Annotated in this window: 18 protein-coding genes, 1 tRNA gene and 2 pseudogenes; 11 read left to right on the forward strand and 10 right to left on the reverse strand. The window is 63.9% G+C overall.

Annotated features, from left to right (window positions below):
• The first annotated feature begins 52 nt into the window (after positions 1-52).
• From C8J25_RS15765 to C8J25_RS15790, 6 genes are read left to right on the forward strand one after another with little or no spacing between them, the layout of a single operon-like run.
• The gene (locus C8J25_RS15765; protein WP_107955378.1) at positions 53-958 is read left to right on the forward strand and encodes an ATP-grasp domain-containing protein; all 906 of its coding nucleotides are present in this window, start codon (positions 53-55) and stop codon (positions 956-958) included.
• Positions 958-1974 carry an LLM class flavin-dependent oxidoreductase gene (locus C8J25_RS15770; protein WP_107955330.1) on the forward strand — a complete coding sequence of 339 codons (1017 nt, stop codon included), beginning with the start codon at positions 958-960 and terminating at the stop codon, positions 1972-1974. Before C8J25_RS15765 ends, C8J25_RS15770 begins: the two co-directional genes overlap by 1 nt.
• Positions 1971-2705 carry a methionine ABC transporter ATP-binding protein gene (locus C8J25_RS15775; RefSeq protein ID WP_107955331.1) on the forward strand — a complete coding sequence of 245 codons (735 nt, stop codon included), beginning with the start codon at positions 1971-1973 and terminating at the stop codon, positions 2703-2705. The genes C8J25_RS15770 and C8J25_RS15775 overlap by 4 nt, the downstream gene beginning before the upstream one ends.
• Positions 2702-3364 (forward strand): methionine ABC transporter permease, encoded by a 663-nt coding sequence (locus tag C8J25_RS15780; RefSeq protein ID WP_056062682.1) that lies wholly within the window; start codon positions 2702-2704, stop codon positions 3362-3364. The genes C8J25_RS15775 and C8J25_RS15780 overlap by 4 nt, the downstream gene beginning before the upstream one ends.
• 22 nt (positions 3365-3386) lie before the next feature.
• Positions 3387-4181, forward strand: coding sequence for a MetQ/NlpA family ABC transporter substrate-binding protein (locus tag C8J25_RS15785; protein WP_107955332.1), 795 nt, complete (start codon positions 3387-3389; stop codon positions 4179-4181).
• Positions 4182-4219: 38 nt separating this feature from the next.
• Positions 4220-5188: a magnesium and cobalt transport protein CorA gene (locus C8J25_RS15790; RefSeq protein WP_107955333.1), complete on the forward strand. Its 969-nt coding sequence runs from the start codon at positions 4220-4222 to the stop codon at positions 5186-5188.
• 118 nt (positions 5189-5306) lie between these two features.
• Here the strand turns inward: C8J25_RS15790 and C8J25_RS15795 are convergent, their stop codons facing one another.
• Both C8J25_RS15795 and C8J25_RS15800 read right to left on the reverse strand, forming a co-directional pair.
• Positions 5307-6296, reverse strand: a complete 990-nt coding sequence (locus C8J25_RS15795) for an NADP-dependent oxidoreductase (RefSeq protein ID WP_107955334.1) — start codon at positions 6294-6296, stop codon at positions 5307-5309.
• Between the two features lie 141 nt (positions 6297-6437).
• Positions 6438-7763: a DUF2171 domain-containing protein gene (locus C8J25_RS15800; protein WP_107955335.1), complete on the reverse strand. Its 1326-nt coding sequence runs from the start codon at positions 7761-7763 to the stop codon at positions 6438-6440.
• Between the two features lie 237 nt (positions 7764-8000).
• Here C8J25_RS15800 and C8J25_RS15805 point away from each other — a divergent pair.
• From C8J25_RS15805 to C8J25_RS20330, 3 genes are all read left to right on the forward strand, one after another.
• Positions 8001-8076: transfer RNA gene (locus C8J25_RS15805), tRNA-Ala, on the forward strand.
• Positions 8077-8281: 205 nt separating this feature from the next.
• On the forward strand, positions 8282-8722 hold the full coding sequence (locus C8J25_RS20325) for a hypothetical protein (protein WP_146173357.1): 441 nt from the start codon (positions 8282-8284) through the stop codon (positions 8720-8722).
• On the forward strand, positions 8719-9219 hold the full coding sequence (locus C8J25_RS20330) for a hypothetical protein (RefSeq protein ID WP_146173358.1): 501 nt from the start codon (positions 8719-8721) through the stop codon (positions 9217-9219). Before C8J25_RS20325 ends, C8J25_RS20330 begins: the two co-directional genes overlap by 4 nt.
• A gap of 47 nt (positions 9220-9266) precedes the next feature.
• On the opposite strand, the gene C8J25_RS15815 is transcribed toward C8J25_RS20330, so the two are convergent.
• Genes C8J25_RS15815 through C8J25_RS15835 form a run of 5 tightly spaced genes read right to left on the reverse strand, consistent with a single transcriptional unit; the run spans position 9267 to position 12552 of the window.
• On the reverse strand, positions 9267-10223 hold the full coding sequence (locus C8J25_RS15815) for a site-specific integrase (protein WP_146173359.1): 957 nt from the start codon (positions 10221-10223) through the stop codon (positions 9267-9269).
• 25 nt (positions 10224-10248) lie between these two features.
• Positions 10249-10800 carry a hypothetical protein gene (locus C8J25_RS15820; protein WP_107955338.1) on the reverse strand — a complete coding sequence of 184 codons (552 nt, stop codon included), beginning with the start codon at positions 10798-10800 and terminating at the stop codon, positions 10249-10251.
• Positions 10800-11168: a DUF2312 domain-containing protein gene (locus C8J25_RS15825; protein ID WP_425275471.1), complete on the reverse strand. Its 369-nt coding sequence runs from the start codon at positions 11166-11168 to the stop codon at positions 10800-10802. Before C8J25_RS15825 ends, C8J25_RS15820 begins: the two co-directional genes overlap by 1 nt.
• Positions 11165-11620 carry a hypothetical protein gene (locus tag C8J25_RS15830; RefSeq protein ID WP_107955339.1) on the reverse strand — a complete coding sequence of 152 codons (456 nt, stop codon included), beginning with the start codon at positions 11618-11620 and terminating at the stop codon, positions 11165-11167. Before C8J25_RS15830 ends, C8J25_RS15825 begins: the two co-directional genes overlap by 4 nt.
• A 14-nt stretch (positions 11621-11634) precedes the next feature.
• On the reverse strand, positions 11635-12552 hold the full coding sequence (locus C8J25_RS15835; protein ID WP_208622619.1) for a hypothetical protein: 918 nt from the start codon (positions 12550-12552) through the stop codon (positions 11635-11637).
• Here C8J25_RS15835 and C8J25_RS15840 point away from each other — a divergent pair.
• The gene (locus tag C8J25_RS15840; RefSeq protein ID WP_244187151.1) at positions 12551-12727 is read left to right on the forward strand and encodes a phage major tail tube protein; all 177 of its coding nucleotides are present in this window, start codon (positions 12551-12553) and stop codon (positions 12725-12727) included. The genes C8J25_RS15835 and C8J25_RS15840 overlap by 2 nt on opposite strands.
• A gap of 71 nt (positions 12728-12798) precedes the next feature.
• Positions 12799-13062, forward strand: a pseudogene (locus tag C8J25_RS21395) (phage tail assembly protein); the annotation flags it as partial.
• Here C8J25_RS21395 and C8J25_RS21400 read toward each other — a convergent pair.
• The 3 genes and pseudogenes from C8J25_RS21400 to tnpC form a co-directional block, all read right to left on the reverse strand.
• Positions 12963-13454, reverse strand: coding sequence for a HipA N-terminal domain-containing protein (locus C8J25_RS21400; RefSeq protein ID WP_425275473.1), 492 nt, complete (start codon positions 13452-13454; stop codon positions 12963-12965). The pseudogene C8J25_RS21395 and the gene C8J25_RS21400 overlap by 100 nt on opposite strands.
• Positions 13455-13468: 14 nt before the next feature.
• Positions 13469-13738, reverse strand: a complete 270-nt coding sequence (locus tag C8J25_RS15855; protein ID WP_341871541.1) for a helix-turn-helix transcriptional regulator — start codon at positions 13736-13738, stop codon at positions 13469-13471.
• 158 nt (positions 13739-13896) lie between these two features.
• Positions 13897-14718 (reverse strand): annotated as a pseudogene (gene tnpC / locus C8J25_RS15860) (IS66 family transposase); the annotation flags it as partial.
• Positions 14719-14818 lie beyond the last annotated feature (100 nt).

The following is a 14818-nucleotide window of genomic DNA, read 5'->3' on the forward strand; positions in this document are numbered from 1 at the left end:
CAAAGTTTTGCTTGGGTTTGCACGCCCGCGCGCAATGCGTATCCGGGAAGCGATGACCGATCTCGCCATTCTCTACGAGCACCCGCTCTGGTTCGAACCGCTGTTCGCCGCCCTCGACCGCCGCGGCGTCGACTTCTCGCGCGCTACGCCGGACGGCTTCTGGAACCCCGCCGACCAGAGCGCCCCCGCCCCCGTCGTCTTCAACCGTATCGCGATGTCGAGCTTCCTGCGCAACGACGAGCATCCAATCTTCGACACGATGGCGATGCTCGATCACTGGCACCGCACTGGTGCGCGCGTGGTAAACGGCACCGACGTCCTCGCGATCGACGCCTCGAAGGCGCGGCAATTGTCGCTGATCGCCTCGCTCGGCCTCGCGATTCCCGAGACGCGTGTCGTCCACCGCGCCGCCGACGTCGTCCCCGCCGCACAGACGCTCCGCTTCCCGCTGGTCGTGAAGGCGAACATCGGCGGTTCGGGCGCTGGCATCATCCGTTTCGACAGCCTCGACGAACTCCGCACCGCCGTCGCTGACAGCGGCCTGCCAAGCAGCGTAGACGGCGTGCTGCTGGTCCAGGAATACGTCCCCGTCCGCGACGGCGCGATCACCCGGATCGAGACGCTCGACCGCAAATTCCTCTACGCGATCGAGGTCGCCGGCGGCGGCGCATTCGATCTCTGCCCGGCGGATGCGTGCGTCGTCCCCGGCTCGAGCATCAAGATGGCCGCGGTCGAGCCTTCGCAGACGTTGAAGGACGCAGCCGAAGCGATCGCCCGCGCGGTCGATCTCGACGTCGGCGGCGTCGAGGTGATGATCGACGACCGCGACGGCGTCGCGCGCTTCTACGACATCAACGCACTGTCGAACTTCGTCGCCAAGCCCTTGGATGTGCTCGGCTGGGATCCGCACGACCGGCTCGTCGATTACCTCGTCGAACAGATCGAGAAGGCCCGCTGATGCGCTATGGTTACTGGACTCCCGTCTTCGGCGGCTGGCTTCGCAACGTCCCCGACGAGGGCATGGAGGCGAGTTGGGCCTACACCAAGGCGCTGACGCAGAATGCCGAGCGCTGGGGCTATGACCTGACGCTGATCGCCGAGCTGAACCTCAACGATATCAAGGGCATCGAACAGCCCGCGCTCGACGCATGGTCGACCGCGGCGGCGCTGGCGGCGGTTACCGACAGCATCGAGTTGATGGTCGCCGTCCGACCCAACTTCCACCACCCCGCGCTGTTCGCCAAGGCTGCGGCGAATATCGACCGGATCTCGGGCGGCCGCCTCGCGCTCAACGTCGTGTCCTCCTGGTGGGCGGACGAGGCGAACCAATACGGCCTCCAGTTCGACCAACACGACGATCGCTACGCGCGCACCGCCGAGTGGCTGACCGTCGTCGATGGGTTGTGGACGCAGGAGCGGTTCGACTTCGCGGGCCAGTTCTACACCACGCAGCAGGCGATCTGCTCCCCCAAGCCCGCCAAGCGCCCGACCGTCTATGCCGGCGGCGAGAGCGAGAAGGCCAAGGCTATGATCGCCGCGCAGTGCGACGCGTACGTCATGCACGGCGACCCGGCCGACGCGATCGCCCCGAAGATCGCCGACATGGCCGCGCGACGCGAGGCAGCCGGCGGCGCGCCGATGCAGTATGGCATGGCCGCCTACGCGATCGTCCGCGACAGCGAGGCGGAGGCCAAGCGCGAGCTCGACCGCATCACCAGCGTCACCGAACTCCCCGCCGGCTACGCGAATTTCGACCAGTGGTTGTCGGGCACGCAGCTCGAACGCGAGTTGAAGATCCAGGAATACTCCGTCTCCAATCGCGGCCTTCGTCCCAATCTGGTCGGCACGCCCGAGCAGTTGAAGGAGCGCGTCGCGGAATACGAAGCGGCCGGTCTTGACCTGCTGCTGCTCCAGATGAGCCCGCAGGCCGAGGAAATGGAACGGTTCGCCGCGCAGGTCATGGGCACCGCATGATCCGCTTGATCGACGTCATCAAAACCTACCCGGCAAGCGAGGCGGCCGCTCTGGACGGCGTATCGCTCGAAATTCCCGCACGTGGCGTGTTCGGCGTCATCGGCCAGTCCGGCGCGGGTAAATCGACGCTGATCCGCCTGATCAACGCACTCGAACGCCCGACTTCGGGCCGGGTCGAAGTCGATGGCGTCGACGTCGCGGCGTTGTCGGCGGCGGACCTGCGCGCGCTACGCCGCCGGATCGGCATGATCTTCCAGAACTTCGGGCTGCTCTCGTCGCGCACGGTCGCGGCCAACGTCGCGTTCCCGCTCGTGCTCGCGGGCGTATCGAAGGCCGAGCGCGAGACGAAAGTCGCCGCACTGCTCGACCGCGTAGGCCTCGCCGATCACGCCGCCAAATACCCTGCCCAACTCTCCGGCGGCCAGAAACAGCGCGTCGGCATAGCGCGCGCACTCGCCACCGACCCCGACATCCTGCTCTGCGACGAAGCGACCAGCGCGCTAGACCCCGAAACCACCCGCTCGGTCCTGACCCTCCTCCGCGACCTCAACCGAGACCTCGGCCTGACGATCGTCCTGATCACCCACGAAATGGACGTCGTCCGCTACGTCTGCGACCGTGTCGCCGTGCTCGAACGCGGCCGCATCGTCGAGACCGGAGACGTCGCCGACATTTTCGCCAACGCCGCCCACCCGGCAACGCAGCGCATGCTGGCGGCGCTGGCGGCATGAGCTTCTTCGCGAATATCGACTGGTCCGATATCGGCCAGGCCTGCCTCGACACGCTGATCATGCTCGGCGGATCGCTGATCCTGACGATCGCGTTCGGCCTGCCGCTCGGCGTCCTGCTCTACCTCACCGACCGGGGCCGCCTGTCGCAGAACCGCGTCGCCAACGCTGTGCTGGGGATCATCGTCAACATCCTCCGCTCCGTGCCGTTCATCATCCTGCTGATCGTGATGATCCCGCTCACCGTGATGCTCGTCGGCACCTCGCTGGGCGTCGCCGGCGCGATCCCGCCGCTGGTCGTCGGCGCGGCACCCTTTTACGCACGTCTCGTCGAGGGATCGCTCAAGGAAGTCGACCGCACCACGATCGAGGCGGTGCAGGCGATGGGCGCCACCACGCGCCAGATCGTCACCGGCGCGCTGATCCCGGAGGCGCTCCCCGGCCTGATCGCCGGCGCCACCGTCACCGCGGTCGCGCTCGTGTCGTTCACCGCGATGGCGGGCGTGGTCGGCGCGGGCGGTCTCGGCGATCTCGCGATCCGGTTCGGCTATCAGCGCTTCCAGACCGACGTCATGGTCGTCACCGTCGTGCTGCTGGTCGTGCTCGTCCAGATCATCCAATATGCCGGCGACGCACTCGCCCGCCACTTCACCCGCCGCTGATTTAACGCCGCTAGGAATCGCCATGAACCGCCGCACCCTGCTCGCCTCGTTCTCGCTGCTCGCGCTCGCCGCCTGCGGAGGCGCTAAGACGAATGACGGCAAGACGCTGACGATCGCCGCGACCGCAGTGCCGCACGCGGAGATCCTGGAATCGATCAAGCCTCGCCTCGCGAAGGAAGGCGTCGACCTCCAGATCCGCGTCTTCAACGACTACGTCCAGCCCAATCTCCAGGTCGAGCAGAAGCAGATCGACGTCAGCTATTTCGAGACCAAGCCGTATCTCGACGAGTTCAACGCCTCGCGCGGCACGCATCTGGTGACCTATACAGGCGTCCACGTCGAACCGCTCGGCGCCTATTCGCGCAAGTGGAAGTCGATCGCGCAGATCCCCAACGGCGCAACCGTCGCGATCCCGAATGAGCCGAGCAACGGCGGCCGCGCGCTGCTGCTGCTGCAGAAGGCCGGGCTGATCACGCTCAAGAACCCGACCAACCCGCTGTCGAGCCTCAACGACATCGCCACCAACCCCAAAAACCTGCAGTTCAAGGAACTGGAGGGCGCCACCCTGCCCCGCACGCTCGGCGAAGTCGATCTCGCGCTGATCAACACCAACTACGCGCTCGACGCGAAGCTCAACCCGGTCCGCGATGCGCTCGCGATCGAGGACAAAAACAGCCCCTACGTCAATTTCGTCGTCGGCCTGCCCGGTGGCGAGAAGGATCCGCGCGTCGTGAAGCTGATCGCCGCGCTCCGCAGTCCCGCCACCAAGACCTTCATCGAGCAGCATTATCGGGGTGCGGTGCTGCCGGCGTTCTGATACCGGCGCGGCCTCGTTAGCGTAATCCCCGAGGCTCCATGACGGTCGTCGCCGCGTATCTCTATCGCCATGGCAAGCGCGTCCGCGCGGTCTCGATCGACGAAAAGGTCGACTGCCCCGCGGATCGTTCGGAGTTCGTCTGGATCGGCATCTGCGACCCGACCGACGCCGAAATGCGGACGCTGAAGGACCAGTATAACCTCCACCCGCTGGCGGTGGAGGACGCGATCAAGGCGGATCAGCTCCCCAAGATCGACGTCTATGGCGACCAGCTCTTCGTGGTCGCACGCACCGCGCAGCTCGAAGACGACAAGATCGCATACGGCGAAACCGCGATCTTCGTCGGCCACAGCCACATCATCAGCGTCCGACACGGCTCGGCACGCTCGCACAAGGCACTCCGCGAACAACTCGAAGCCGCGCCGACACTGCTGATCAACGGCGTCGACTATGTCCTCCACGCGATCCTGGACTACGTCGTCGACGGCTATCTCCCGATCGTCGAGAGCATCGAGGACGAGGTGCTGGCGATGGAGCAACGCACGATCGACGCATTCCTAGGCCGCGACGAAATTGTCCGTATCTTTGGTCTGAGACGCGAAATGATCCGCTTCCAGCGTATCCTCGGACCGATGGGCGAGGTCGCGGGGAAGATCGTCCGCCTCGACCTCCCCTGCATCGATACCGAGGCGAAACCGTATTTCAGCGACGTGCTCGACCACGTCCGCCGGGTGCAGACGATGGTCGAGGGCCTGCGCGAAGTGCTGACGTCGGTGTTCGAATTCAGCAACCTGCTCGAACAGCAACGCACCGGCGCGATCACCCGCCAACTCGCCGCCTGGGCCGCGATACTCGCGGTCCCGACCGCGATCGCGGGGATCTACGGCATGAACTTCGAGAACATGCCCGAGCTGAAGACGGAATACGGGTATTTCGTCGTACTGGGCGTGATCGGTGTCGTCTGCGCCGCGCTGTACGTGAAGTTCAAGCAAGCGAAGTGGCTGTAGCGGGGACCTAGCTTAGCTTGTTTCCCCGCGAAGGTGGGGACCCAGACTGGGCTCCCGCCTTCGCGGGAGAACAAGAGAGCGGCCGGGACACAAAGTTCATCCCCCGGCCGGCTCTCGCTCAAACCTTAACGAGCATCTTCCCCGTATTGCCACCCGAGAACAGCCCCAGGAACGCATCCGGCATCGTCTCGAGCCCCTCGTGCACGGTTTCCTGCCGCTTCAGCGTCCCCGCCGCCAGCATCCCGCCCATGTCCTTGTAGAACTCCTCGGCGCGATTCATGTAGTCGCTCACGATGAACCCGCGGATCTGCACGCGGTTACCGATCAACCGCGCGAGGTACTTCAGCTGCGTCGCCGCGCCGCTGTTGTAGACGTCGATCATCCCGCACACCGCGAACCGCGCATGCATATTTGCATGCGCCAGCGCCGCGTCGAGATGCTCGCCGCCGACGTTGTCGAAATACACGTCGATACCCTTCGGAGCAGCCTCGCCGAGCGCCTTCACCACCGGCACGTCGCTCTTATAGTCGATCACCGCATCCGCACCGAGCGACTTTACCCACGCGCATTTCTCCGCGCCGCCGGCCGAACCGATCACCGTCATGCCCTTGGCCTTGGCGACCTGTACGACCGTCGACCCAACCGCACCCGCGGCTGCCGACACGAACACCGTATCGCCCGCCTTCGCCTCGGCAACCTGGAGCAGGCCGAAGTACCCGGTCATCCCCGGCATGCCGAGCTGACCCAGGAATGCCTGCGGCGGCACGTCGAGCGGCGGCAGCTTCTGCACCTGCGCGGCCGACACCACCGCTTCGTCGCGCCAGCCCGCCATGTGCAGCACCATGTCGCCGACCTTGATGCCGTCGTCGTTGCTCTCGACCACTTCGCCGACCGCGCCGCCCTGCATCGCCTCGCCCAGCGCGAACGGCGGGACATAGCTCTTCACGTCGTTCATCCGCCCGCGCATGTACGGGTCGACCGACAGCCAGCGATTGGCGATCCGCACCTCGCCGGCGCCGAGCGTCGATTGGTCGAGATCGATCATGGCGAAGTCGGTATGCTTCGGCATGCCTTGCGGACGTGCCTTCAGGCTCCATGCACGGGCCATAAACTTGCTCCTGTCTTGATTATTCGTGTTGCGGGTATGGCGAAACACACACTCAACGCAACCTGCAAAAAGGCCCGGACGTTTCCGCCCGGGCCCCTCCCCGGCTGACATCATGCGACGCCAGCCAACGCTTTCAACCAGTTAGTACGTGGTCGAACCCGACTTGCCGAGCGTGTTCGACGTCGTGCCAGTGGTGGTGCCGCCGGTCGTCGTGCCCGTGGTCGATGCCGTGCCAGTACCCGATGCGGTGCCGGTCGCCGTGCTGCCCGTCTGCGAGCTCGAAGCATAACCGCTGGTGCCGGCATCCTTCTTGTCGCCGCCCGTGCGATCACCGTACTCGAACATCGCCGAGTTGCGCTCTTCTTCCTTCCACGCCGCCTTGGCTTCGTCGGCCGACTTCGACAACGTGACCTTGCCATCGACGGTCTTGATCCAGCGCGACGGGATCGAGTGGTGCACGCCGCCCGCGTCGCGATCGTTCTTGGTCAGCAGGATCCGGTCGCCCTTCACCTTGTCGACCGTGCCGACATGGCTGCCGTCAGACCCGACGACTTCCATATGCTCGGTAACCTGCGACAGCGAACTGCGCTGGCCTTGGCGCTCATTGCGCCACGACGAGAACTCGTTCTCGAACTTCGAGCGGTTCTCGTTGCGATATTCGTCATAGTCGCGGTCGAGCGCCGCGATCTGCGTGCTGCGCCAGCCATGATAATGGTCATCATGCGTGTTCGACGAGCGATTGCCAAACGCACGATTGTCCGAGTTGCCATAGGACCGCTCGTCATAGCGCGCATCGGCTTCGCGGCGACGCTCGGCCTCGTCGTCACCGAACCACGACCGAACTTCGTCGCCTGCGCGTGCGATGAACCCGCGATCGTCATAGTCATAGCCCTGTGGCTGGCGACCATAATCACGCCCCTCGTTTCGGCTGCCGCCGCGCGAGGAGTTGCGGTTGTCGTCATCGGCATCGCGGTTGCGACCTACGTCCTCGAAACGGCGACCGTCCGATGCATAGCTGCCATGATATTCGGTATCGCCCGAACCCTGGCTGCGCTGGCCGGTGGACTGCTGGCCATAGCCCTGGCCGGAGCGCTGCTGACCATAGCCCTGCTGCCCGTAGCCCTGCTGGCCATAACCCTGACCCGATCCCTGGCCGTAACGCGACTGGCCATAGCGATCACCGCCCGATGGCTGCGAGCGATCATTGTGGCCGCCATAATAGTCACGACCGCCCTGCTCGCGACCATATTGATCGCCGCGTCCCTGGTCGTCACGCCCCTGATATCCCTGGCTGCGGCCGCTGCGGCTGTCGTCGCGATCATATTCGCCGGCGGCTTCATATTCACGCGCGCTGGAACGACCATAGCCGCCACCGTCTGCGCGGAAATCGCGACCATAGTCGTTCGAGTTCGGCCGACCGTAATAGTCGCCCGACTGGCGATCTCGGGTGTTGCGTTCGTAGACCATAGGAACCTCCTAATTGCTGTCCTGCGGCTGCCGGCCCCGTCGATCGCGGGGTCGTACATTCCGAGGACTACAAGCGCCAAACTGGCGGAATGTTCCTGCGATCGCGGCAGCTTGACGGCGACACGACGCTGCGTTGCGACGACGCGCCGGAGGGAAGTTCGAGCCGTCTCACCAACCCGGTTGCAACGCCCAAATCGAGCCGCTAAGCCACTGATCCTGGCCTATGGCCAACCGCGCGGGGCCGTAGCTCAGATGGGAGAGCGCTGCAATCGCACTGCAGAGGTCAGGGGTTCGATTCCCCTCGGCTCCACCAAGCGGAACTATTTGAAAAGATTTGGTATTGGTCGGTATGCAGCACCCTCGCTGCGGTCAGCGTAATCGCGTTGGTATCGCGCCGGTATCGCAGACACCGCTTTTTGCGGTGTGGTATTGAGGCCATTTCGGCGCCGGTTGATCGAAACCTCTGGTCGGCAACGTTATGGGTTTGCCGCCCCTCTTTTCTAGGCTAGCTTCCCGATGTGGACCCATTCAGCGATCATGCTAACTCCCCCGAAGAATGGGCGGCACTTGGAACAAAATGGGCAGCGGCTGCAGTCGCCTTGCGGGATCAAGGTTTTGGTATTCAAGGCTGGTCGCTAGCTGGATTCGCATGCGAGTGCGTCATCAAAGCTCGCGCAATGAAACACCTTAGGTTGAATGCTTGGCCGTCGCGCACGATGTGTCGACAGAAAGGCTGGGATGCCCTTTACACGCACGACTTGATACGGATCGCGGAACTCGCTGGCATTTCCATCCAGCCGATGGATGCAATTGCTCCTAAATGGAAGGTCGTCATCCAGTGGTCGCGTCATCACATGTATGCTAATGGCTCGGCTGTGACCGACAGAGTTCTGGATGACCTTTATACTGCAAGCCTAGGCGCCGAGGGCGTCCTGCAATGGCTCGAGGAAAAGCTATGAGTGAGGACACAATCTCGCCGGGCATGCTCGTAGCCGGCGCCGAATATCACCGCAGACTGAAAAAGCTGGGCTTGCACCCTGAAGCGCTTATGTGGGCACGCGACCTGAAGCAAAAACAGTATTGCCTAATAATGGTTTGGTCAGGAGTCGATAAATATGGCCCCCTTGCACTTAGTGAATTGCTCTTCTCCGCGTATCGAAAGGCAGTTCTGCCGCGTTCTATTGATCCATTCATAGTTAACGTCTTCAGCTATCAGCAGAACCTAGCCCAGGTATTAGTAGCAGACTGGCCAAAAGACGCGGTAAATTGCTTGTTAGTTGACGGCGTTACGCTGAATGCGGGTGAGTACCAAGACCGACGCATAGCAGAGGAACACGCCGACTATCGCATTCAACGCGATTGGGTTTATACTGCACAAACTAAAAAACGGCCTAGTTACGAAGTTGGACGTGATTGGGAGCGGTTTCAGCGTAACGTCACGTCTATGGCTGCTTAATTGTAGCTGCCCTACTAACTTCGCGAGAATGTCAGGTTCGGCGCTGGTTAGCGCCGCATTCGTTGACCGACAAAGGCAATGATGTTTGCGCCTGAGCAGTAACGCAAATGGGCATCGGTGAACTCGCCCACGGCTGCCCAGAACGCCTCGGTCGAGGCGGTAAACTCGCGCAAATACTCCGGACGAAGGTGGGTATAGCTCGCGCCGGTCCCCTGCTCGCTGTGGCCAGCAGCTGCATCGATCTGCGCTTCGGGCACACCCTGGCGCTTATGCCATGTGTGAATCGTATGGCGCAGCGTGTTGGGCGTACCGATGCCGACCATCTTCGGTCGGCGCTTGGTCTCGCCCAACTTCTTGCGCGGCTCTAGCCATACCGGCTTGCCGTCCGCGTCGAGCGCCTGCCGTGCCAGTCCGAGATCCGGCCGCGCGGCATGTGCCGCGAGCAACACGCCTTCAAAGCCGTTTGCTATGTTCGCCGTCGGCCGCTCAAACCATTCAGCTCCGCCCGCCGCACGCGTTTTCGCTGACGTCGGGGTGCGATACCGGATAACCTTGCCGGTCACACCGTCAAGCCACGGCGCCAGCGTCGGACAGATCGGCACGATGGCGCGGCGCTTGCGGGTCTGCTCCTCGTCGGGCCGAAGAAAGTAGATCAGGCCCTGGCGGATTTGCGTATCGGCATCCAGTTCGAGGATCGCCTCCGTCCGTCCGTGCGTCGACAGGTTGATCACGGCGAACAGATGAATGTGGCGGCGCTGTCCGTCTGCCGCGGCCGCGTCGAGGATAGCCGCGACCTGCTCCGGACTCCATTCGAGCTCTTTCCGCTTCTTTCTTCCCTTCACGTCCTTAATCCGCGGCGCGGCCGTCAGGTGGTTGTTCTTCATTCCCCAGTTGATGGGACCGCGGAGCGCTGCGATGTCTCGCGAGATCGTCGGCGCCGACGCGCCCTGCGCTGACCGCCACGCGATGAAGGCATCGATCAGTCCATTGGTGATGGACAACACCGTCAGTGGCTCTGGCAGCAGACGGTCATGCGGCAACTCCAAACAGGGTGGTTTGCACCGCGCGTGGCGCGTGCGGATTGGTGATGGGGGGCGCGGCGATCGGCGCCGGCCGGGTCGGTGGCGTCCGCCTCTCACGGGGGCGCGCGGGCGGGCGCATCGCGGCTTCGCGCTGCAGCTGCATGTTCGTGTCAGCGATCAGGCGAGCCGGGGGAATGGCGGTTTCCCACCAGACCAGCGTGTCGACGGCATCGGCGAAGCCGACTGTCTCGAAGCAATGCGACATGGCGTCTGCTGCGCGACGTGAGACCTCGGCCACGTCGCTCAACATCTGGCGCCGTTCGTATGGCCATGCACCGCCCAAATCGGGATCGTCGATCCATTCCCCCGCCGGCGCCAGCGCCGCGATGGCGCGCCAGCTGCAGGCGACGGCGAAGGTGACGCGGACCGCCTCGATCGCTGCGGCGCGCGTGATCGACTTTTCAGCGAACAGGGCGCGGTACTGCGTAGCGTTGTCGGCGTGGATCTTGACGGCGACGGCTGCGAGCAGCTCGTGATCGTTGTGCCAACGGGGCCGCATCAGAGCATCCCCAGATTTTGCATGTAGAGTTCGAGGATCGCTTCCTCTTCCTGGAACTCTTCCTTTGCCTTTTTGCGGATCTTACGGATGGCCTCTAAGGTTTTGCCGCTGAACCCCCGGCCCTTGGCCTCGGCGATCACGTCGGCAATATCGCCCGAGATCCCATCACGCTCCTCGTGGAGTCGCTCCAACCTTTCGAGCAGCAGACGCAGCTCTTCAGCGGCCGTCTCCCCGTTGGTCTTGATCGGGTCGGGTGCGTGGCGCTTCTTCGTCTTCGCGCCGCGGGCGGGCGGGATGTACGGCGTTGGGACGTGGCGGGTTTCCCCGCCGGCGCCGCGCACGAGCCGCATCGTCGTGATCGCGTTCACGCTGCGAGCCTTTCGGCGCCGGCGGTGCAGTAGTTGCAGATGACATGGGTCAGCGTGCAGGTTCCGCCGCAAGCGTCGTGACGCGAGCAACCGCAGCTGCGGCAGATTGCCGGGCGACGATCGGCGGGTTCGTCGATCAACTGGTGATAGACGTCGGCGTCGAGCGGGAAGATGCCCCCGAGCACGTCAATCACCGGGCGGTATTTTGAGCGGGCGCCGGGTATCTCCAGCTGCTCCACGGTGGCGAGCGCCTGTGCGACGCTGTCGAACAGCCGGCGCGGCCGGCGGTCGCCGAAGAAGCGCTTAATCTTGATCTCGTAGAGCCGTCGCGCGACCTGCATGCGGGATAAGCCGGACGCTTCGCGGCGGAGGGTGAGATATTGTGCCGGGGTTATCGGCAGGGCCGCGATCGAGACGGCACGATCTGCGACGGGCGTGGGATAGGCGAGCATTTAGGTGGCTCCTTTCAGCGAGCGGCAGGTGCGGGTTGGTGATCGGGGTTGCGGAAGATCCAGCAGCTGGTGGTCTTCTCGGTGAGGCGGCTGTTGACCGGCTTCACGTCGACGAATTTGCGGCGCTTGCTGGTCTTGAGCAGACGTTTCAGCTCGTTCGTCGCGCACGGAAGGCGCAGGCCGGCGTCGGCACAGCGCTTCTCGAAATCGACGAGGCTGATCGCGTGGACATCGGCCGTCCGGCTGTGATCGATGCATGCCGTGCGGTCCGTGTTGATGGGATTGTTCAGGTAGTCGAACCGCTCCCAGAACCATTCGACATGCGCGTGATCGGTTTCGACGGCGCGCTGCCGTTCCTCGAGCATCGTCAGCACGAAGGCCTGCGCCTGCTCGATCTGTGTGTTCGTCAGGTTCGTGACGACCAAGCGCATCGCATCAAGCATCGCGGCGAGCTGGGCGTGGTTCTTCGCCAAGCGTCCGTTGCGAATGCCAGGGTGCCGCAGCATCCTCGCCTCGTGATGCTTGAACGCTTCGCGATAGGCGGTGAGGATCTGATCTTCCCGGCGGACGACGTGAATGATGAAACCGGAGACGTCCTCGACGTCGATCCGCGCCAGCTGCTCGCCTGCAGTCTTGCCGGCGACGCTGAACAGGGTCTTGTCGAAGTGGATCGCCATGATGCGCTCGCGGAGAGCCGGCGAGGCTTCGACGGTGTCGTTCTGCGCCACGACGATCGCGCCGCGGAACGGCGGTTCGAAGGTCTCCATGCCGCCATTGGCGATTGCGCGGGTGCGGACGGCGCGACCGTTATAGGCGGTCTTCAGCTCGTCCCATTCGAACTTGCGTCCGTGGGGCGCGTCCTGTCCGCGGTCGGCCTCGATTAGCACGACGGGCAAGGTCGAGGTGCGCGGCCGGCATGAAGAGATGGACATGGGCGAGCAGAAGCTCGGCGAGGGCGGTGAGTTCAAGGTCAAGACCGCCATCGCGTTCTACCGCCTCGTCTGGAACGGCGTCACCCTGATCGAGATCGATGTGCTCGCCGGTACGCTGATTGTCGATGGCATCGATCGGCGCGCCGAGCTGCGCGCCGCGATCGGCATCTACTGACCCGACGCATCTGACCGCCGGCGGCATCGTGTCGCCGGCGCCCTTTCCAGTTCCAGACGAAAGCCGCTGCCATGACCGACCAAGCGACCCTTAATAGCTCGACCAGCCTCAGCACCATCACCCTCGACGTTCCTCTCGACCGGCCCGGCGCCGAGCCGATCACCACCGTCCGAGTCCGCAAGCCCAACTCGGGCGAACTGCGCGGCTTGACGCTGATGGCGTTGTCGCAGCTCGATTACGGCGCACTCGAAACATTGCTCCCGCGTATCACCATGCCGATCCTGCACAAGGCGGACATCGCCAAACTCGACCCGGCTGATCTCATGCAGCTCGGCGGCGAGGTTAACCTCGTGAGAATGTCGGCCAGCGCGTCATCGCTTAGAACGCGCGGTGCGCCAGTCGTCGAACGTTCCGGTGGATCCTGCCTTGGCGGCAATAGCATGATCGCGCCTGCGACATCGCCACCGAGGCGATCCAGCAAGGCGAAGTCATTGGCAACCGAAACACCCAATGCCGCCGCGGCGCCTTGTCGCTGGTCGGCTTCGGGCAACAATCCCCCGAAGAACGGACGGCAGGCCGCGCGGTTGAAGGGCTCATCGCGTAGCGGCAGGGAGCGGGACAACGGCCTGTTGTCGCCGCTTACCCACGCGGGGTCATATCCAAAGCTCAGATCGCCACCACGATCCTGGGTCAGCAGGCCAACGACATTCTGGTCCCACCACACCACAAGCGCGCGGTCGGTCAACGCTCCAGGCCATCAAGGCTGAACATCAACCCCAGTGCGGCAAGTACCGCCATCGCCTTGCCAAGCTGGATTGTCGGCTTGCCCGCTTCGAGCTCGATTACGAACCGCGTGCCCACGCCCGCTACACCAGCGAGTTCCTCCTGGCGCAAGCCTTGCGCCTTGCGGGCAGCCCGGACTGCGGCGCCGAGTTCATACGTGGTGGCGAAGCTTTTGAATATCATCCTGATCGGGAAGATAATGGATATATGCGCCAGCGCAACCACCATTCTTCCCGATCGGGTATATCAGCGCCGGTGTTCAGTGATGGGAGCGTAAAGATCCCGATCGGTAACATCATCATGAAAACGATCCCGCCCCTCACCTCTCAATCTTCAGTGCCCCTACCAGCCTCAGCGGTTTGACTATTCAACTAACGGCGAGGTGGCGAGGCGCGGTCATCGACTGCATAGACCCATAGTCGCCCGGTCGCGGTGCGTCCGCGGCCTGGGTCGAGCACCGGGACTGGCGTGTCGTCCGCGTGGATCTTGTCGCCTTTCAGCACTTCCTCGCGGATGCGACTGACGATGGGGTCAAGCAGCGCGGCTGCATGACCGACCCAGCCCGCCAGCGTCGAGCGGTCGATGTCCAAGCCTTGGGCCGCCATCATCTCGGACTGCCGATAAAGCGGCAGGTGATGTTCGAACTTCGAGACGACGACATGGGCCAGCGTTGCGAATGTCGCCTTTCCGCGTGCGACTGCCTTCACCGGGGCAGCCGCCTGGACGATCTTCTCACACGTCCGGCAGCTGTATTTCGGTCGGACGTTCCGCACCACGCGCCAGTGCACCGGCAGGACATCGAGCATCTCATGGGCGTCCTGCCCGAGACGGCGTAGCGCACCGCCACAGTCCGGGCATGTGCAGGCGCCGGAGGCGGGTTCGTGGACGACCTCCGCGCGTGGCAGGTGGTCGGGCAACGCACGGACTGGTGCCGGCCGCACGGGCGTGTCTGACAAGACCGCGCCGGTCTCCGGGACTGCGCTCTCGGTTTCCAGTTCCTCAAGTGCGAGTTCGAGCTGGGCGATCTCGCGCGTCAACTTCTCGGAGGATGCGCCAAACTGCATCCGCCGCAGCCGAGCGATCTGTCCACGCAGTGTCTCGATGAGCAGGTCGCGGGCGGCAAGTGCTGCATTGGCTCGGGCGAGCGAGGCCTCCAGCACGGCGATCCGCGCCTCGGCATCAGATGGGGCAAGAGATGCTTGCGACACCTCACTTTCATAGCAGTTCGCGCACTCTCACACGAGCAAAAATGGCGGAAAAGCTATGTTTTCAGCCGGCCAATGTTGGTGCCCATGTCCGCTCTGGGCG

The sequence above is a fragment of the Sphingomonas faeni genome (assembly GCF_003053745.1).
Taxonomy (GTDB): Bacteria; Pseudomonadota; Alphaproteobacteria; order Sphingomonadales; family Sphingomonadaceae; genus Sphingomonas; species Sphingomonas faeni.

Coding starts and splice junctions, on each gene's coding strand:
- C8J25_RS20330 (WP_146173358.1), top strand. CDS start 8,719: ATGAGTGAGGACACAATCTCGCCGGGCATGCTCGTAGCCGGCGCCGAA.
- C8J25_RS15830 (WP_107955339.1), bottom strand. CDS start 11,620: ATGCTCGCCTATCCCACGCCCGTCGCAGATCGTGCCGTCTCGATCGCG.
- C8J25_RS15840 (WP_244187151.1), top strand. CDS start 12,551: ATGGGCGAGCAGAAGCTCGGCGAGGGCGGTGAGTTCAAGGTCAAGACC.
- C8J25_RS15835 (WP_208622619.1), bottom strand. CDS start 12,552: ATGTCCATCTCTTCATGCCGGCCGCGCACCTCGACCTTGCCCGTCGTG.
- C8J25_RS15820 (WP_107955338.1), bottom strand. CDS start 10,800: ATGCGGCCCCGTTGGCACAACGATCACGAGCTGCTCGCAGCCGTCGCC.
- C8J25_RS15770 (WP_107955330.1), top strand. CDS start 958: ATGCGCTATGGTTACTGGACTCCCGTCTTCGGCGGCTGGCTTCGCAAC.
- C8J25_RS15775 (WP_107955331.1), top strand. CDS start 1,971: ATGATCCGCTTGATCGACGTCATCAAAACCTACCCGGCAAGCGAGGCG.
- C8J25_RS15780 (WP_056062682.1), top strand. CDS start 2,702: ATGAGCTTCTTCGCGAATATCGACTGGTCCGATATCGGCCAGGCCTGC.
- C8J25_RS15765 (WP_107955378.1), top strand. CDS start 53: ATGACCGATCTCGCCATTCTCTACGAGCACCCGCTCTGGTTCGAACCG.
- C8J25_RS15855 (WP_341871541.1), bottom strand. CDS start 13,738: ATGGTGGTTGCGCTGGCGCATATATCCATTATCTTCCCGATCAGGATG.
- C8J25_RS15790 (WP_107955333.1), top strand. CDS start 4,220: ATGACGGTCGTCGCCGCGTATCTCTATCGCCATGGCAAGCGCGTCCGC.
- C8J25_RS15785 (WP_107955332.1), top strand. CDS start 3,387: ATGAACCGCCGCACCCTGCTCGCCTCGTTCTCGCTGCTCGCGCTCGCC.
- C8J25_RS15800 (WP_107955335.1), bottom strand. CDS start 7,763: ATGGTCTACGAACGCAACACCCGAGATCGCCAGTCGGGCGACTATTAC.
- C8J25_RS15795 (WP_107955334.1), bottom strand. CDS start 6,296: ATGGCCCGTGCATGGAGCCTGAAGGCACGTCCGCAAGGCATGCCGAAG.